The organism is Ruegeria sp. AB10 (genome assembly GCF_056542745.1).
Window position 1 is genome coordinate 52532 of the sequence record NZ_JBQGAI010000002.1, and the last position, 17732, is coordinate 70263.

A 17732-nucleotide genomic window follows, 5' to 3' on the forward strand; every position below is an offset into this window, starting at 1 on the left:
GGGAAGACATGCAAACACAGATGCTGATCAACGGAGAGATGGTCGCCGGCAATGGCGAACCTCTCTCGGTATTGGACCCGACGACCGGAAAAACCGTCGCGCAAGTGCCCGAAGCCACGCCGGAACAGGTTGAGGCTGCGACACGTGCGGCGCATGAGGCGTTTGAAACCTATCGCCTGACCACCCCCGCAGATCGAGCCAGGTATCTCAACGCGATTGCCAACGTGATCGAAGAGAACATCGAGGAACTGGCAGAACTGGAAACGCTGGATGTTGGCAAACCCTGGCCCATGGCCCGCGATGAGGAAATGCCACTGACCATCGACACGTTCCGTTTCATGGCCGGAGCTGCGCGCACGATGACCGGGTCGGTGGCCGGGGAATATGTGACGGGTCACACCTCGATGATCCGCAAGGACCCAATCGGCCCTGTCGCTTCGATCGCGCCGTGGAACTATCCGCTGATGATGGCCGCTTGGAAGATTGCAGCCCCGCTGGCGGCGGGCTGCACCATCGTCATGAAACCATCCGAAATTACCCCTCTGGCCACGTTGCGGCTGGCGGAATTGCTGGCCGATGTGCTGCCCAAAGGTGTGCTGAATGTGGTGCATGGTCGGGGGGCCTCGGTCGGAGACACTTTGATCAACGACCCGCGGATCGAGGGGATTTCGATCACCGGCTCTCCCGCCACGGGAATGGCAGCGATGAGGGCGGCGTCGAACCAGATTCGCCACGTGCATCTGGAACTTGGCGGCAAAGCCCCGGTCATCGTATTCGACGATGCCGATATCGACACGGTGGCGGAAACGATCCGCTACGGATCATTCTTCAACGCGGGTCAGGACTGTGCCCAACCCTGCCGGGTGATGGTGCAGGACGGGATCTACGACAAGCTCGTTGCGGCTGTCTCGGATCAGGTCAGCCAGATCAGGGTCGGCGCCCCCAAGGCCGAGGGTACGGAAATGGGCCCCATCGTCTCGGCCACCCAAAGGGACCGCATTGCGGGGTTCGTCGACCGCGCCCGCAGCAGTTGCGAGATCACCGTGGGCGGCCAGCTCGCAGACGGCCCCGGATTTTTCTATCAACCGACCGTCGTGGCCAACGTCGACAATAATGCCGAGATCGCGTGTAGCGAAGTCTTCGGCCCCGTTGTCACCCTGTCGCGCTTTTCCGAGGCTGAAGACGCGCTGCGGATCGCCAATTCCGGGCGCTATGGTCTGGCCTCGTCGATCTGGACAAGGGATGTTTCGACCGCAATGAAAATGACCGCGCAACTACGCTATGGCATGACCTGGGTGAACACGCATGGGATGCCCGCAGCGGAAATGCCCTGGGCCGCAATGAAGGGTTCGGGCACCGGCTGTGACATGTCGGTCTATGCGCTGGATGCCTATACATCTGTGCGGCATGTGATGGTGGCACACTGATGCGGTTGGCTGGGAAACGCGCACTGGTGACCGGTGGCCGCCAAGGCATCGGGCGCGGGATTGTCGAGGCCTTCCTGCGCGAAGGGGCTGCCGTCACGACCTGCGGACGCGGCGCAAGGCCCGAAGAGCTGTCGGACAGCGTGATCTGGTATCCGCTGGACGTCACCGATGCCAACGCAGTCGACGAATTGGCCTACGTAACGGACGGCACAGACATTCTGGTCAACAACGCGGGCGTTCAGGTTGAAAAGACCGTGACCGGCAGTACGGATGCCGATTGGGACGCGGTGATCGGCACCAATTGCCGAGGCGTTTTCAACATGTGCCGCGCGTACATCCCGCGCATGTCCGAGGGTGGATCGATCATAAATATCGGTTCGATCTCGGGTCAGGTCGCGGACCCGTCGATGGCCCTATATAACGCGTCCAAAGCGTTTGTGCATGGGCTAACCCGGTCGATTGCGGTGGATCACGGCCCCAAGATACGCTGCAACGCGATCTGCCCCGGCTGGATCGAAACGGGAATGCTGGACGCCGGCTTTGACCTGGCAGCCAACCCCGAGACCGCGCGGCGCGACGCTTTGGCCCGCCACGCGACACGCCGATTTGGCAGGCCCGAGGACATCGCCAGCATGGCGGTCTGGCTGGCCTCGGACGAGGCCGGTTTTGCCACCGGCCAGTTGTTCACCGTGGATGGCGGCCTGACGGCGGCTTCTCCCCTCAATCCGGGGCTATTCTGATGGAGTTCGCACACACCGCCTGTCTGGGCGGCGGCACCATTGGCGCCAGTTGGGCGGCGCTGTTTCTAGCCTCGGGCAGATCAGTGGCGATGTTCGATCCGGGCCCGGATGTCGAGCACAAGGTGCGGGCCTATATCGAAACCGCCTGGCCCACAATGACCGAGCTTGGGCTGACGGCCCGCGGCACGCCCGATGCCATCACGTTTCATACCAGCGCGGCCCGTGCGGTCGAGGGTGCCGCTTTCGTACAGGAAAACGTCCCTGAACGCCTGCCGATCAAACACGCCACCTTTGCCGAGATCGAGCCCGCCCTGACATCCGATGCGATCGTTGCCAGCTCTGCCTCGGGGCTGACCCTCAGCCAGATGCAGCCGGGATGGACCGACCCGTCGCGCTTCGTTCTGGGGCACCCGTTCAACCCGCCGCACCTGATCCCTCTGGTCGAGGTGCTGGGCAACGCGCGCACCGCCGATGGCGTGGTTGATGCGGCTGAGCACTTCTATCAGGCCGTCGGGAAAACCACGATCCGGCTACACAAAGAGGTCCCCGGCCATGTCGCCAACCGCCTTCAGGCCGCGATCTGGCGCGAGGCGATCAACCTCGTGGTCTCGGGCGTCGCGTCGGTCGAGGATGTGGACAAGGCCATCTGGGCCGGACCCGGCCTGCGCTGGGCGGCAATGGGGCCGACCATGCTGTTCAATCTCGGCGCAGGTAACGGCGGGTTGCAGGCCTTCTGCGACCACTTCACGGACACGTTCAATGGCTGGTGGGATGATCTGGGTCAGGTCCACCTTACCGAAGAGGTCACACGCGTACTGACACAGGGGGTCGAGGCCGCATCCGCAGGAAAATCCACGGCCGAACTGGCGCGGACGCGGGACGCCCTGATCGTTGCCATGCAAAAGTCGGTTGCCGGACTGCGGTGACCGCCACGGCGTCAACGTCCGATGATGATATCGGCGCAGAGGCCCCCCAAACGTTCGCTCTTGCTCAGGCGCAGCACGCCGCCATGCGCGCGCGCGATATCCGACACGATAGCAAGGCCCAGCCCGACTCCGGTGCCCTGATTCTGATTGCGCGCCGGATCGAGGCGCGAAAAGGGTTTCACCGCCTCGGACCGCTGATCGGGCGGTATGCCCGGCCCGTCATCCTCGACCCGAATACGAACGGATTTCGGCGTAATCGACAGGCTGACATCGGCGTGTTTGCCGTATCGCACGGCATTCCCGATCAGGTTCTCAACCGCGCGCCGGATGGCTGTCGGGCGCAACATCGCAATCCCCTCGCCGTCAACCGAGATCAGATCGGCCTCATAACCCGCTCGGCGCGCGTCCTTGACGATCTGCTGCAACAGGGCTTTGGGATCAACGGCCTCGGGCGATCCTTCGGCCGCCCCGCGCGAAAACTCAAGGAAGGCGTCCAACAGCAACTGCATCTCATCGACGTCTTGTTGCAGGGGCGCGGCCTCGTCTTCAGGCAGCATCGACAGGCCCAGTTTCAGGCGGGTCAGAGGGGTTCGGAGGTCGTGGCTCACTCCAGACAGCATCATGGTGCGCTGCTCCATCTGGCGTTCGATACGGGCGCGCATGTCCAGAAAGGCGCTGCCCGCCGCGCGTACCTCGATGGCGCCGCCCGGCGAATACGGCACCACCCTGCCCCGGCCAAAGGCCTGCGCGGCTTCGGCCAGACGGGTGATCGGACGCAATTGATTGCGCATGTAAAGAAACGAAATCGAGGTCATGATGATCGCAAAAAACAGCATCGTCACGATCAACTGATGCGGTGCCACCGGTGACAGACGCCGCCGATCAAAGGTCAACTGCAACAGGCCAAGATCGGTCTGCATATACACGCGCGCCTCTTGCCCGCTGGGCAAGGCAACCGCCGCCAGATCCGGCAGCAGTGCGCGCAGGTCCGCCTCGACCTGCGGTGCGATGAAGTCATACCAGCGACGTTGCCCGACTATCGGCTCTTCGTTGATGTCCAGAAAGCGCGCCTTCATATCCAGTGCCTGCAGATCGGGCCGGACAAACGCCAGCGCCTGCCGTTGGGTTTCGGTCGCGTTCACCTCATCAACCACCAGCATCACCTCGCGCGAGGCCGCCCGGGTCATCTGCGCGGTGACATCCTCAAGGTGTTTTTGCAGGAACGCGACGCCCACCACCAACAACAGGACGACCACTGGCAGAACCAGTATCAGCGCAGCACGGGTATAGAGGCTGCGCGGCATATAGGATTTGAGCCATTGCGCCGACATGCGCTAAACCTAACGGGCTGTTACGACAAGAGAAAGAGCGCAGAATGCAGACCCCGGACGATTTCAACCCACCTGCCGGACCAGCTATCGAGCTGCAACCGGGTCTGCGCCGAATTCTGGCCCCGAATCCCTCACCCATGACCTATCGCGGGACCAACACCTATCTGCTGGGTACTGGCGACCTTGCGGTGATTGATCCCGGCCCGCGCAGCGACGCGCATCTTGGGGCGATTCTGGACGCCATGCAGCCCGGCCAGCGCATCAGCCACATCATCGTGACCCACAGCCATCTGGACCACTCTCCGCTGGCGCGCCCCCTGTCCGAGCGCACCGGCGCGCCCGTTCTGGCCTTTGGCGGACCTGAGGCCGGGCGCAGCGCAGTAATGACCGAACTGGCGCAAGGCGGGTTGGCAGGCGGCGGTGAAGGCATCGACACCGCTTTTCGCCCGGATGTCGAACTGCCCGATAGCGCGCAGATCACTGGCGATGGCTGGCAGCTTGAAGTGATTCACACCCCCGGCCATCTGGGCAACCACATCGCTTTGGGCTGGGGCGATGTCTGCTTCACCGGAGATCACGTCATGGGATGGGCAAGTTCGCTGGTCTCACCCCCGGACGGAGATCTGACGGATTTCATGACCGCCTGCCATCGGTTGCGGGCGCGCGACTGGTCGGTGTTTCACTCGGGGCACGGAGCCCCGATTCCCGACCCTGCCGCGCGGCTCGACTGGCTGATCAATCATCGCCTGACACGCGAGGCACAGATTCTGTCGGCACTCGAACACCAACCCGGCACGGCCCGAGACCTGGCCGAACGTATTTACGTGGACACTCCGGCTACGCTACTGCCAGCTGCGGAAAGAAACGTTTTCGCGCATCTTATTGATCTGCTTGGAAAATCAAAGGTCACCACCGACGGTGCGCTATCCGCAACCGCGCGTTTTTACAGACAATCCTGACAGCACGGAACTTTTTTGGGAAAACGTCACATTCCCCTCTGGACGGCGAAAATCCGGGTTGTTATACGCCCCTCAGTTCCGGCGTAGCTCAGCGGTAGAGCAGTTGACTGTTAATCAATTGGTCGTAGGTTCGATCCCTACCGCCGGAGCCAAAATCCCCCTAATTCCCTGCACTTCCGCACACTGAATATCGCATAGGTCACGTCGCGGGATTTTTCGGTGAAAAATCTCAAACGCCCTCTGGACGCCGCAGATGCAGGTTGCTATACGGCGCGAACCGTTCCGGCGTAGCTCAGCGGTAGAGCAGTTGACTGTTAATCAATTGGTCGTAGGTTCGATCCCTACCGCCGGAGCCATATCCCCTTCTTTCAAAGTTCAGCCCGTGAAGGCGTTCTCGAAATCCGCGCGCAGATTTCGCTTCAGAACCTTGCCGGTGGCGTTCAATGGCAAGGCATCGACGAACACCACTTTGTCCGGCACCTGCCAATTGGCGATCTTGCCGTCGTAAAACGCCAGTATCTCTTCTTCGGCCGGCTCTTCACCGTCGGCTTTGACCGCCACCAACAAGGGGCGCTCACCCCATTTCGGATGCGGCACGCCGACCACAGCGGCGGTCGCCAGTTTGGGATGCGCAACGGCGATGTTTTCCAATTCTACTGAACTGATCCACTCGCCCCCGGACTTGATGATATCCTTTGAGCGGTCGCGGATGGTCATGTATCCGTCAGGGTCCAGCGTGGCCACATCGCCGGTGGCGAACCAGCCATCCTGCAACAGACCCTGATCCTGCATCTGAAAATAGCTGTCCAGCACCCAGTATCCGCGCACCAACAAATCGCCCTGCGTTTCACCGTCATGCGGCAAGTCATTGCCGTCGTCGTCTACGATCTTCAACTCAACGCCGTAACAGGGCCGCCCCTGGCTTTCCCGTAGCCTATGCTGCTCGTCCACTGGCAAGCCGAGGTGTTTGGCCAAGGGCTGGTTTGCAGTGCCCAGCGGGCTCATCTCGCTCATGCCCCAGGCGTGTACGGTATCAACGCCATAGGTTTCGCGGAAGGTTTCGATCATCGACGGCGGGCACGCAGCCCCGCCGATGACCGTGCGTTCGAGGCTGGCCAGCGTGGTGCCAGATTGCGCCGCATAGGCCAGTAACCCCTGCCAAATCGTCGGCACCCCAAGGGCAAGCGTGACACCGTATGTGTCGATCAGCTTGACCAAGGCCTCACCATGCAAATCCGGCCCCGGCAACACCATGCGAGAACCCGACATGGCGCAGGCATAGGGCGAACCCCAGGCGTTTACATGGAACATCGGCACAACGGGCATCACCACATCCATCGCCGAGAACCCGATCACATCGCGGGTGTTCGACCCAAAGCTGTGCAACACGGTCGAGCGATGCGAATACAGCACCCCCTTGGGGTTACCGGTCGTGCCCGACGTATAGCAAAGGCTGGACGCGGTATTCTCGTCAAAGCTGGGCCATTGGAACCCCGCATCGCCGGTTTCGATCAGGTCGTCATAGAACTGAACGCCGGGGATTTGGGCGACCGCGTCTTCATTCCGCGGCCCCATCAGGACGAAGTGTTGAACTTCTGTCAGATGCTCCTGCAACGCGGCCACCAGCGGGATGAATGTCGCGTCGAAGAACAGCACCCGATCCTGCGCGTGGTTGATGATATAGGTCAGTTGCTCGGGGAACAGGCGCGGGTTTACCGTGTGGCAGACGAACCCTGCGCCCGACGTCGCAAAATAGATTTCAAGATGTCGCCGATTATTCCAGGCCAGGGTCCCAATCCGGGCTTGCGGCTCTAGCCCCAATGCGGTCAGCGCCGAGGCCAGTTTCCGCGCATTTTCCGCAACGTCTGCCCAATGTGTCCCAGTCACCGTGCCGTCGGTCTCGACCGAGTAAATCTCGGTCTGACCGTGGTATCTGTCGGCGTGATTGATCAGCGACGAGATCAGCAAAGGCTGCGTCATCATCTGTCCCAGCATGGGCGTCCTCCCTTTGGTGGCGGCGCTTCTGTTTGGCGGCACCATTTATTGCCTTCCCCGGAGTTTATGAAACACCGGGTCGTCAAGGCTCTGACCTGGGGGAAATCCTGCCAATCATTTATTTTTCTGACAACAAAAGATTGTGGCCCGCCGCAGCGGCAGATCGCTGGTTTACCTGAACCTAGTCCCGGTGGCGCAGCGCATAGGCCACCAGCGCGGCGGTCGAACCATCCTTGCCGTCCGCGCTTTCCTCACCATCGACAATCGGGCCAAGCGAAGTTGCCAGTTCCTTGCCCAACTCAACGCCCCACTGGTCGAACGAGTTGATCCCAAGCAGCACCCCTTCGACAAACACGCGGTGCTCGTAAAGTGCAATGATCTGGCCCAGCACAAATGGCGTCAGCTTCGGATAGATCAGGGTCGTGGACGGCCGATTACCGGAGAACACACGGTGGCGGGCCTGACGCTCCAGCTCATCGCCTTGCAGGCCCGTGCTGGCCATGCGCTGCCGGGCCTCGTCCAGCGACCGGCCGCGCATCAGCGCCTCGGACTGCGCCAGACAATTGGCCAGAAGCAGGCGGTGGTGGTGGGCGAGTTCGGGCTCGTGACCTTCGGCGGCGACCATGAACTCACAGGGGATTACATCGGTGCCCTGATGGATCAGTTGGTAAAAGGCGTGCTGGCCATTGGTGCCGGGCTCGCCCCAAACCACCGGACCAGAGGGCATCGTCAGCGAACTGCCATCCATAGCAACGGATTTGCCGTTCGATTCCATCTCGAGCTGTTGGAAGTAGGCCGGCAGACGCAACAGGCGTTGGTCATAAGGCAAAACCGCGCGGCTGGTGTGGCCCAAAACCTGCCGGTGCCAGATACCGACCAAGGCCAACATCACCGGCATGTTCTCGGCCCAGCTCGCGGCACGGAAATGCATGTCCATCGCCTGCCCGCCCCGCAGGAAGGCGTCGAAAGCGTTCGAACCCACGGCGATCATCACCGGCAGGCCGACCGGCCCCCAGACCGAGTAGCGCCCGCCGACCCAATCGGCAAAGCCGAACACGCGATCCTTGGGAATGCCGAAGGTTTCGGTCTTGTCCACGGCGCTGGACACGGCGGCGAATTGTCTGGCCGGATCACCGCCGCCATCCATCATCCATGCCCGCGCGGTGCGGGCGTTGGTCATGGTCTCAATGGTGGTAAAGGTCTTGGACGCCACGATCACCAGCGTCCGCGTCGGATCAAGCTGGCGCAGCGTATCGGCGATATGGGCGCCATCCACGTTAGAGACATAGTGCAGCCGCGGCCCGTCGTGATATGGGGAAAGCGCATGGGTCGCCATCACCGGCCCCAGATCGGAACCGCCAATGCCGATATTCACCACATCGCTGAAACTGCCCCCTGCCCCTGTGATCGCGCCGCCGCGCACCTCTTCGGCAAAGACCCGCATCCGCTGCAATGTGTCCAGCACGTCGGGCATAACGTCCAGACCGTCAACCTCAACCGGTCCGCCGTCCAGATTGCGCAGCGCCGAGTGCAGCACCGCGCGCCCTTCGGTTTCGTTGATCTTGGCGCCCGAGAACATCGCCTCGCGCCGTTCGGCCAGCCCGGCTGCATCACACAGGGCAATAAGGGCGTCCCGAGTGTCGTGGTCGATCTGCGTTTTCGAATAATCAAACAAAAGATCACCGGTCGAGGCTGAATATGTCCCCGCCCGGTTTGCATCCTTGTCAAACAGGCCAAGAATGGTCTGGTCTTTTCGTTCGCTGGCTAGGGCGGTGAGACCGTCAAGTTGCATCTGCTTACTCCGCCCAGTGAACCGTCATACCGCCGAGGACCGCCGCGATGGGCGCTTGTTCCGGTGGCAGGGACATGGCGCGCTCCAACGCGGCGCGCTTGGCGCTGCCAAAGATGATCAGGTGTTTCGACAAGGCACCGTCCAGCACCGGAGCGGTCAGGGTTATCCGCGGTTCAGGTTGCACATCGGTCCGCGCCACCGCCAACGGGCGCGCATGGCTGTCAAGCGCGGCCTCAAGCCCATCCATGCCGGGGAACAGAGACGCGGTGTGCATGTCCTCGCCCATCCCAAGCACGACAACCGACAAGGGGCGGATCGGAGTGATCAGGCTTTCGAGTTCCGGCAGCACATCCTCGGGCTCTTCGCCGGGCACATAAAGTGGGATGTACTGCGCCGCCGAGGCGCGGTTGGTCAGCAGCCGCTCGCGGATCAGGCGTTCGTTCGAACGCTCATGATCGCCGGGCACACAGCGTTCATCAGTAGGCAGAACCCGCACCCGGTCCCATTCCAGGTTGGCCGCGCAAAGAACGTCAAAAACCGGGCCGGGCGTGGTGCCTCCGGGAACCGCCATCGAAACCATGTCATGATGCAGCAAGGCAGATTCCAGCTCGCCCGCCAACTCGTTTGCAACGTCGATGGCCAGCATGTCCCTGTCTGCGTATTCCTGTAATTTCATGGGTTTATCCCTTGCCAGCGGCGACCGTCTCGTTTCATCAGCAGCTCGGCGTCGCCCGGGCCTGTGCTGCCACTTTCATAAGGTTTGGGAACGTCTCCGCGCGCCTGCCAGCCCGCGATGATCGGGTCGGTCCACGCCCAGGCGGCTTCGACCTCATCGCCGCGCATGAACAGGGTCTGGTTGCCGCGGATCACGTCCATCACCAGCCGCTCATATGCATCCGGCGGGTCCTGATTTTCCGGCCCCAGCGCCTCGGCAAAGCTCATGTCCAAGGGCACGTCGACCAGACGCATCCCGCCCGGCCCCGGTTCCTTGATCGTCACCTTCAGCGTGATGCCTTCGTTTGGCTGCAACCGGATCGACAACACGTTGGCGTGCCGCCCGGCATCCGCGCCAAAGATCGAATGCGGCGCGTCCTTGAACATCACATTGATCACCGAAGACCGTGCCACCAGCCGCTTGCCGGTGCGCAGATAGAACGGCGTACCTGCCCATCGCCAGTTGCTGATATGCGCCTTGAGCGCCACATAGCTTTCGGTCGTCGAGCGCGGATTGCCCACGACCTGACGGTAGCTGGGTCCGTCGCCTTCGAACTGGCCGCGCACGATATGATGCGGCTCGACCGGGTCCAGCGCACGGATCACTTTCAGCTTTTCGTCGCGCACCGCATCGGGGTCGAACTTGGCCGGAGGCTCCATCGCGATCAGGCAGAGCAATTGCATCAGGTGGTTCTGCATCATGTCGCGCATGGCGCCCGCGCGGTCATAGTATTCCTCGCGCCCGTCAATGCCGACGGATTCGGCCACCGTGATCTGGATGTGATCGACATACTGGCTGTTCCAGAGTGGCTCGAACAGCATGTTGCCAAAGCGGACGGCCATCAGGTTCTGAACGGTTTCCTTGCCCAGATAGTGATCGATCCGATAAATCTGACCTTCCGAGAAATGCTTGGCCAGCGTCGCGTTCAACGTCCGGGCACTTTCCAGATCGTGACCGAATGGCTTTTCCACGACAATCCGTGTCTGCTGCGTCGCCAGCTTGTGCGATTTGATGCTTTCGGCCAAAGGACCAAACAGGCGCGGCCCAACCGAGAAATAGAAGGCCCGCACCCGGTCGACGGTCAGCTTTGCCGCCAGTTGGTCCCACCCCTCGTCCGACAGCGCGTCCAGCGGGACATAGTCGACCCGTTGGAGGAAAGAGTTCAACGCATCGGCGTCACGGCACTGCTTGGCCGCGTGGGTGCGCAACGATTCGGCGACGATGCTCCGGAACGCATCCCGGTCATAAACGGCGCGGGCTGCACCGATGATCTGCACGTCACCCGGCCATTGCCCGGCACAAAACCGACGAAACAGCGCCGGAAGGATCTTGCGTTGCGCAAGATCGCCGGTACTGCCGAAAATGACCAGATCGAACGGATCGACGGGTATGACACGAGAAACCATGTGTTTCCCCTACCTTACCCCTGCGGACATGTCTAATGTTAGCGCAATCATTTTTGGTATTTTTTTGCTCATCAAAACTCTGTCAGGTGCGGCGTGAGCCCCTTAACTAACCCGGCCTGAAAGGCTAAGTCAGCACTAAGACGCCAAGGAACCGGATACCGGCATGAAAGACAACGCCCCTCAGAGCGCCAATATAGGCAAGTTTCAGGACAAAATGGTGACAGCTGACGGGCAGACGCGGGCCTCGGTTTCGCTTAGCAACCCCGAAACGCTTTGGTTCAACACCGGAACCCTGTGCAATATCGAATGCCTCAACTGCTATATCGACAGCAGCCCGACCAATGACGCGCTGGTCTATATCACCGCTGATGAAGTGCGGGATTACCTGGATCAGATCGACGACCGCAACTGGCCGGTACGCGAAATCGGATTCACCGGTGGTGAGCCGTTCATGAACCCCGAAATGATCGACATGACCCGCGCCTGTCTCGAGCGCGGCTATGAGGTGCTTATCCTGACCAACGCGATGCAGCCAATGATGCGCCGCCGGGTGCAAGACGGTCTGGTGCAACTGCAACGCGACTTTGGCGACAAGCTGACCCTGCGGATCTCGGTCGATCACTACCGTCCCGAATTGCATGACGAAGAACGCGGCAAAGGCAGTTTCGCCAAGACCCTGACCGGGATGGAGTGGCTGCACGACCACGGGTTCAACATGACCGTTGCCGGGCGCACCGTCTGGGGCGATACCGACGCCGAAAGCCGCGCCGGATATGGTGCCTTTTTTGCTGAACATGGGTTCGAGATCGACGCGCAAAACACGGGTCAGACCGTTCTGTTCCCCGAGATGGATGAGACCGTCGAGGTCCCCGAGATTACCACTGCCTGCTGGGACATCCTGAACAAATCCCCTGACGCTGTGATGTGCGCCAGCGCCCGCATGGTCGTGAAACGCAAGGGCGCAGACCGTCCGGCGGTTCTGGCCTGTACCCTGCTGCCCTACGCGCCTGAATTCGAGATGGGGCACACCCTGGCCGAGGCCGAAGCGGACGTGCACCTGAACCATCCCCACTGCGCCAAGTTCTGCGTGCTGGGCGGAGCCAGTTGCTCGGGTTGATCAGTTTAGTTCGGGGGATTTCCAGAACTTCGTGCCGGACGCCCCGGCCGAGACCCGCCAGCCCTTCTTGCCCAGCACAAAAAACGACCGGCCATCGGTGAACCGCACGGTTTCTGCGCTGCTGTCTTCCCCGTACATGGCACCGGTTTCAGCGGTCGCGTCATAACCGTGTTCGATGAACTTCTCCAGATCAGCGGGGGCTTCAAACAGGATCACGAATTTGGTTTCGAACCCGCCGATACCCACGGCCGCGCCAACGCCGCCTGTTCCCATATTCATATAGGTATGCTGGCCGGTATCCTTCGACACCGCTACACCGCGCCCATACCCGGCCGAGACCGGAAACACCGTAACCTTGCGCGAGTCGAACACCGCGTAACCTGCGCTGATACTGAACAACTTGTCTGCCTCGGGGTTTTCCGCCAGCAACTGGGTCAGAACCTCGCTGGCCATCAGGTCCAGCTTGGCGCGGGTCTCCTCGGGCGTGGCCTCATTTGTGACCAGATCAGCGGTTGAATCGACGGTCTCGCCGACGACCTCCGCGCCTTTTTCCACCGTGTCGCCCACGGCTTCGGCTCCGTGCCCGATGGCATCGGCCGCGTTTTCCGCACCTTTTTTGATTTTATCCAGAACGCCCTCGGCGGCGGCAGGCCCACCGATCAACAAGGTGGCAACAAGAAACAATACCCGAGACATAAAGCGATTCCGTATATGACCAATGATTTGGTCGACACCTTAACCCAAGCACCAAGAAAATAATGCGTTTCAATCGTTACTGGCCAAAAATATGGCCTGACACTCAATTCACTCTGAACTCACCCACGACATTGCGCCACTCTCCGGGCGCGATCATCTTGCGGTGCGTGAACCGAACCGAATGCAGCGGACCTTCGATCTCGCGCTGCCAGAACTCGACAAATTTAAAGAGCTTCGGATGGTCCGGCGCCAGATCGTAATCCTGCCAGATGAACGTGTTCAGAACGTGAATATAGTCGGGCATATGGTAGAAGAATTCTGCCGTCGTCAGCCCGTACCCCTTAAGCATCAATTCGGTTTCGCTTTGCTCCATGCAGACCTCCAATTTTGTTGCAAGGTCTCTTCATGGTAGCACAAAAACACCCTAATCCTTAGTTAACAAAGTGTTACTCTGATGTTACCGGGGTTTTTCGCGGGTAAAAGGGTTGCTTGCTTGCACCTTATGTGCCGGGTCTGATAAGGTACATCCACAAGATATAGACCCAGAACAATACACGGGCAGTTTACGTGAGCGATACGCCAGATACCTCTGAAAACATGGATGAAACCCCGCCCGAGCGCCCCGTATACGACGGCCCGACGGTGTCCATCGAATCCGAGATGCGCACGTCCTATCTGGACTATGCCATGTCGGTCATCGTCTCGCGCGCGATCCCTGATCTGCGCGACGGGCTGAAACCGGTACACCGGCGCATCCTGTATGCCATGCACGAGACCGGAAACACGCACGACAAGGCGTACCGCAAGTCGGCCCGCCCAGTTGGCGACGTGATGGGTAAGTACCACCCGCATGGTGACAGCGCGATCTATGACGCGCTGGTGCGGATGGCGCAGGATTTCTCGATGTCGCTGCCGCTGCTCGATGGTCAGGGCAACTTTGGCTCGATGGACGGCGATAATCCGGCGGCCATGCGTTATACCGAAGTGCGGATGGACAAACCCGCCGCCTCCCTGCTGGCCGATATCGAAAAAGAGACGGTCGATTTTCAGGACAATTATGACGGCAAGGACCGTGAACCAACAGTCCTGCCCGCCCGGTTCCCGAACATGCTGGTCAACGGTGCCGGTGGTATCGCCGTCGGTATGGCGACGAACATCCCGCCTCACAATCTGGGCGAAGTGGTCGACGCCACTCTGGCCTTGATCGACGACCCCGATCTGACGTCCGAGCAGCTGATCGAATACGTCCCCGGCCCCGACTTCCCGACAGGCGGCGTGATGCTGGGCCGGTCCGGTGCGCGCAAGGCTTATCTGGAGGGTCGCGGCAGCGTCATCATCCGCGCCAAGACGCGCGTGGAAGAAATCCGTCGCGACCGTTACGCCATTGTCGTCGATGAGATCCCCTATCAGGTCAACAAAGCCGCGATGATCGAAAAGATCGCCGAAGCCGTGCGTGAAAAGCGCATCGAAGGCGTGGCGCATGTGCAGGACGAATCCGACCGCAACGGCGTGCGTGTCGTGGTCGAGCTGAAACGCGACGCAACGCCCGAGGTTGTGCTGAACCAGCTTTACCGCTTCTCGCCGATGCAGACCTCGTTCGGTTGCAACATGCTGGCCCTGAACGGTGGACGGCCCGAGCAACTGACCCTGCGCCGGTTCCTGACCTCGTTCATCGATTTCCGCGAAGATGTGGTCGCCCGTCGCACCGCCTACGATCTACGCAAAGCGCGGGAACGCAGCCATATCCTGTGTGGTCTGGCCGTGGCCGTTTCCAACGTGGACGAAGTGGTTGCCACCATCCGCTCGTCTGCCGACGCAGCCGAGGCGCGCGAGAAACTGATGACCCGTCGCTGGCCTGCGGCAGAAATCGAAGGCTATCTGCGCCTGATCGACGATCCTCTGTCCAAGATGAACGACGATGGCACCTATAACCTGACCGAGGTTCAGGCCCGCGCCATTCTCGACCTGCGTCTGCAACGCCTGACCCAACTGGGCGTGAAGGAAGTTACCGACGAGCTGGAAGAACTGGCCGCCAAAATCAAGGAATATCTGGATATTCTGTCCTCGCGCGAACGGATCATGTCGATCATCGGTGATGAGTTGCGCAGCGTACGTGAACAGTTCGCCGTACCGCGCCGTACCGAGATCGTCGAGTGGTCCGGTGACATGGAAGACGAGGACCTGATCGAGCGTGAAGACATGGTCGTGACCGTCACCTCGGGCGGTTACATCAAGCGGACGCCTCTGGCCGACTTCCGCGCCCAGAAACGCGGCGGCAAGGGCCTGTCGGGGATGCAGACCAAGGAAGAGGATGTGGTTACCAACCTCTTCGTGGCCAACACCCACACGCAGCTGCTGTTCTTCACCACCGAAGGCATGGTCTACAAGCTCAAGACCTGGCGCCTGCCGCAGTCCAGCCGGACCGGCAAGGGCAAGGCGATCGTCAACATCCTGCCGATCCCGACCGGCGTGTCCATCGCGGCCATCATGCCCGTGGATGTACCGGATGAGGAATGGGAAAACCTGCAGATCATCTTTGCCACCGGCGCCGGTGACGTGCGCCGCAACCGCCTGTCGGACTTCACCAATGTGCGTCGAAACGGCAAGATCGCGATGAAATTGCCCGAGGACGTGGAACTGGTGAACGCCCGCATCTGTTCGGAGGACGAAGACGTGATGCTGGTCACCAATTCCGGCCGCGCGATCCGCTTCCGGACCACCGATGTGCGCGTGTTCAACTCGCGCGAGTCCACCGGTGTGCGTGGCATCAGGCTGACCAATGGCGACCGCGTGGTGTCGATGTCGGTGATCCGCCACTTCGAGGCTGAAGCGGATGAGCGTGCAGCCTACCTCAAGATGCGCCGCGCGGTGGCAGGCATCGCGGATGACGGCGAAACGGATGAGGATGAAGCCGCACCCGGAGCAATCTCGCAAGAGCGTTATGCCCAAATGTCGGCTGCTGAAAACCTGATCCTGACCATTACGGCAGGCGGTGCGGGCAAGCTGAGTTCCAGCCATGACTACCCGGTCCGCGGGCGCGGCGGCATGGGGGTTGCAGCGATGGACAAGGCGATGCGCGGCGGTGAACTTGTAGCCTCGTTCCCGGTTGAGATCGACGACCAGATCATGCTTGCCACCTCCAAGGGCCAGTCGATCCGGGTACCGGTCGATGGCATCTCGTTCCGATCCCGCAGCGCGGGCGGCGTGAAGGTGTTCAACACCGGCAAGGGCGAAGAGGTCGTCAGCGTCGCATGGATCGCCGATCAGGGCGATGAGGATGGCGACGAGCAAGCCCCGGAATAAGTTAAAGGCGCTACGGCGCCTTTTTCTTTGCCATCTGGTCTGCGTTTAAAACATCAGAAATCACCCACAAGCGATCCTGACCCCAGATGCTTTGACCGTTGGCACGGAAGCTCGGCACGCCCCACAAACCGATTTCGTGCAGGCGGTTCTGGTTGACCTCGACCCGATTACGCCAATCAGTTGAAGCCAGCTCTGACTTGGCTTCACTCCAGTTCAAACCTGCGACTTCCGTGATTTTGGCCAAACCCGCATCTGTGGCTGCATCGATCCCCTGCGACCACACAGCCGACAGGAAGGCCGAGCAATACTCGGCCAGGCATCCGCACTTTTCGGCATGGCCCAGTAAGGCGTAACCACGCTCAACCCCCGCCCCCAAGGGATCGGAAATGCAACCAAACGGGATACCCAATCGCCGTGCTTCGCGGGTGCAATCGTGCAGGATGTACGAAGACTTTGCGGGCGGCACCGGCAATCCGCGCATCAGCATCGGCAGCACGGGTTTGAGGATCAGATCGGCCTGGCTTTTGCGCGCAAGGTCGCGAACGCGGTCAAAAGCCAGATAGGAATACGGGCTGCGGAAGGAGAAAAAGAACTCGATCTCTTGGCCCTTTGCGGTCACTGGCTGTGGCGTGATATCGGGCACAATCGGTGCAAGCGCTTTTCCCAATCCTAGGCCCTGCAGCCGGGCTTCCAGATAGTGCAGCCGGTCGAGCCCCCAATAGCTCTCGGCCCCATAGGCAAAACACCCGCCTTGATAGTGCCCTACCGACGCAAGGGCCCGATCGCCTGCATTCTTTGCAGGCATGGGGTCTGTCTCTGGCCCGAGCGGGACCGGTCCTCCTGTCCACACGGCCTGTGTCACGGCCTGCGCGATCGACGCAAACTCATCCGTGCCCAACCCTGCGGCCAATATCCTTTCAGCTTTCTCAAGGGTCTCAGGATCGGGATTGAAAAGCGGTGGAGAAACCAGACCAAGGCGACCTGCCACACGCACGACATCGCGGACTGCATTGCGCCGATATTCGTCGGGTGCGGGCATCATGTCCGGCGGCGGGCCGGAAATCAGGTAGGGCTGAAGACTGATCCCGTATCTGCCCTGGAGCTGCTGCAACACCTGCACGGTCAAAAGGCTGTAGGGGTCTGATATGTCGTGAAAATACCGGACTACATGAGGTCGCCCGGCCAGCCGCCGCTTGACCTCATGCACGTAGCGGCGCGAGGTCTGCAGACGGCAACTGGTCAGCGCCATCGCGGCTTGCGTTTTAAGTTTGCGGCTGATTGACAAGGCCCCCTCCGGCAACGGTTACGAGGCACTGTAACGGCTG

Annotated in this window: 14 protein-coding genes and 2 tRNA genes; 8 read left to right on the forward strand and 8 right to left on the reverse strand. The window is 60.9% G+C overall.

The features are described from left to right. Positions 1 to 8: 8 nt before the first annotated feature. From ACR0NT_RS05240 to ACR0NT_RS05250, 3 genes are read left to right on the forward strand one after another with little or no spacing between them, the layout of a single operon-like run. A complete protein-coding gene (locus tag ACR0NT_RS05240) occupies positions 9 to 1427 on the forward strand; it encodes a gamma-aminobutyraldehyde dehydrogenase (protein WP_170671677.1) in 1419 nt (472 codons plus the stop codon). Continuing rightward, positions 1427 to 2167, forward strand: a complete 741-nt coding sequence (locus ACR0NT_RS05245) for an SDR family oxidoreductase (RefSeq protein WP_170443766.1) — start codon at positions 1427 to 1429, stop codon at positions 2165 to 2167. The genes ACR0NT_RS05240 and ACR0NT_RS05245 overlap by 1 nt, the downstream gene beginning before the upstream one ends. Then, positions 2167 to 3093: a 3-hydroxyacyl-CoA dehydrogenase NAD-binding domain-containing protein gene (locus tag ACR0NT_RS05250; protein WP_170671679.1), complete on the forward strand. Its 927-nt coding sequence runs from the start codon at positions 2167 to 2169 to the stop codon at positions 3091 to 3093. The genes ACR0NT_RS05245 and ACR0NT_RS05250 overlap by 1 nt, the downstream gene beginning before the upstream one ends. 11 nt (positions 3094 to 3104) lie before the next feature. On the opposite strand, the gene ACR0NT_RS05255 is transcribed toward ACR0NT_RS05250, so the two are convergent. Further along, the gene (locus ACR0NT_RS05255; RefSeq protein WP_170443762.1) at positions 3105 to 4424 is read right to left on the reverse strand and encodes an ATP-binding protein; all 1320 of its coding nucleotides are present in this window, start codon (positions 4422 to 4424) and stop codon (positions 3105 to 3107) included. 44 nt (positions 4425 to 4468) lie between these two features. Here ACR0NT_RS05255 and ACR0NT_RS05260 point away from each other — a divergent pair, with 44 nt between their 5' ends. From ACR0NT_RS05260 to ACR0NT_RS05270, 3 genes are all read left to right on the forward strand, one after another. Then, entirely contained in the window at positions 4469 to 5383 is a 915-nt protein-coding gene (locus ACR0NT_RS05260) for an MBL fold metallo-hydrolase (RefSeq protein WP_170671681.1), read from the forward strand. Between the two features lie 77 nt (positions 5384 to 5460). After that, positions 5461 to 5535 (forward strand) — tRNA-Asn (locus tag ACR0NT_RS05265). Between the two features lie 129 nt (positions 5536 to 5664). Beyond that, positions 5665 to 5739 (forward strand) — tRNA-Asn (locus tag ACR0NT_RS05270). Between the two features lie 19 nt (positions 5740 to 5758). Here the strand turns inward: ACR0NT_RS05270 and ACR0NT_RS05275 are convergent. The 4 genes from ACR0NT_RS05275 to zwf all read right to left on the reverse strand — a co-directional run bounded on the left by ACR0NT_RS05275 (position 5759) and on the right by zwf (position 11291). Then, the gene (locus ACR0NT_RS05275) at positions 5759 to 7378 is read right to left on the reverse strand and encodes a long-chain-fatty-acid--CoA ligase (protein ID WP_170443758.1); all 1620 of its coding nucleotides are present in this window, start codon (positions 7376 to 7378) and stop codon (positions 5759 to 5761) included. A 181-nt stretch (positions 7379 to 7559) separates the two neighbouring features. Next, the gene (gene pgi / locus ACR0NT_RS05280) at positions 7560 to 9170 is read right to left on the reverse strand and encodes a glucose-6-phosphate isomerase (RefSeq protein ID WP_170671683.1); all 1611 of its coding nucleotides are present in this window, start codon (positions 9168 to 9170) and stop codon (positions 7560 to 7562) included. 4 nt (positions 9171 to 9174) lie between these two features. Beyond that, complete coding sequence (gene pgl / locus ACR0NT_RS05285; RefSeq protein WP_170443754.1) at positions 9175 to 9846, reverse strand: 6-phosphogluconolactonase; 672 nt, start codon at positions 9844 to 9846, stop codon at positions 9175 to 9177. Then, a complete protein-coding gene (gene zwf / locus ACR0NT_RS05290; protein WP_170443752.1) occupies positions 9843 to 11291 on the reverse strand; it encodes a glucose-6-phosphate dehydrogenase in 1449 nt (482 codons plus the stop codon). Before zwf ends, pgl begins: the two co-directional genes overlap by 4 nt. Before the next feature lie 163 nt (positions 11292 to 11454). On the opposite strand from zwf, the gene ACR0NT_RS05295 reads away from it, so the two are divergent. Continuing rightward, positions 11455 to 12408, forward strand: coding sequence for a radical SAM family protein (locus ACR0NT_RS05295; protein ID WP_170443751.1), 954 nt, complete (start codon positions 11455 to 11457; stop codon positions 12406 to 12408). On the opposite strand, the gene ACR0NT_RS05300 is transcribed toward ACR0NT_RS05295, so the two are convergent. Together ACR0NT_RS05300 and ACR0NT_RS05305 are read right to left on the reverse strand one after the other, a co-directional pair. Further along, positions 12409 to 13104: a hypothetical protein gene (locus tag ACR0NT_RS05300; protein ID WP_170443750.1), complete on the reverse strand. Its 696-nt coding sequence runs from the start codon at positions 13102 to 13104 to the stop codon at positions 12409 to 12411. A 103-nt stretch (positions 13105 to 13207) separates the two neighbouring features. Then, positions 13208 to 13477, reverse strand: coding sequence for an usg protein (locus ACR0NT_RS05305; RefSeq protein ID WP_170325099.1), 270 nt, complete (start codon positions 13475 to 13477; stop codon positions 13208 to 13210). Positions 13478 to 13671: 194 nt separating this feature from the next. On the opposite strand from ACR0NT_RS05305, the gene gyrA reads away from it, so the two are divergent. Next, positions 13672 to 16407, forward strand: coding sequence for a DNA gyrase subunit A (gene gyrA, locus ACR0NT_RS05310; RefSeq protein WP_170443748.1), 2736 nt, complete (start codon positions 13672 to 13674; stop codon positions 16405 to 16407). Positions 16408 to 16417: 10 nt separating this feature from the next. On the opposite strand, the gene ACR0NT_RS05315 is transcribed toward gyrA, so the two are convergent. Further along, positions 16418 to 17656 (reverse strand): DsbA family protein, encoded by a 1239-nt coding sequence (locus ACR0NT_RS05315; protein ID WP_170671685.1) that lies wholly within the window; start codon positions 17654 to 17656, stop codon positions 16418 to 16420. Between the last annotated feature and the right edge of the window lie 76 nt (positions 17657 to 17732).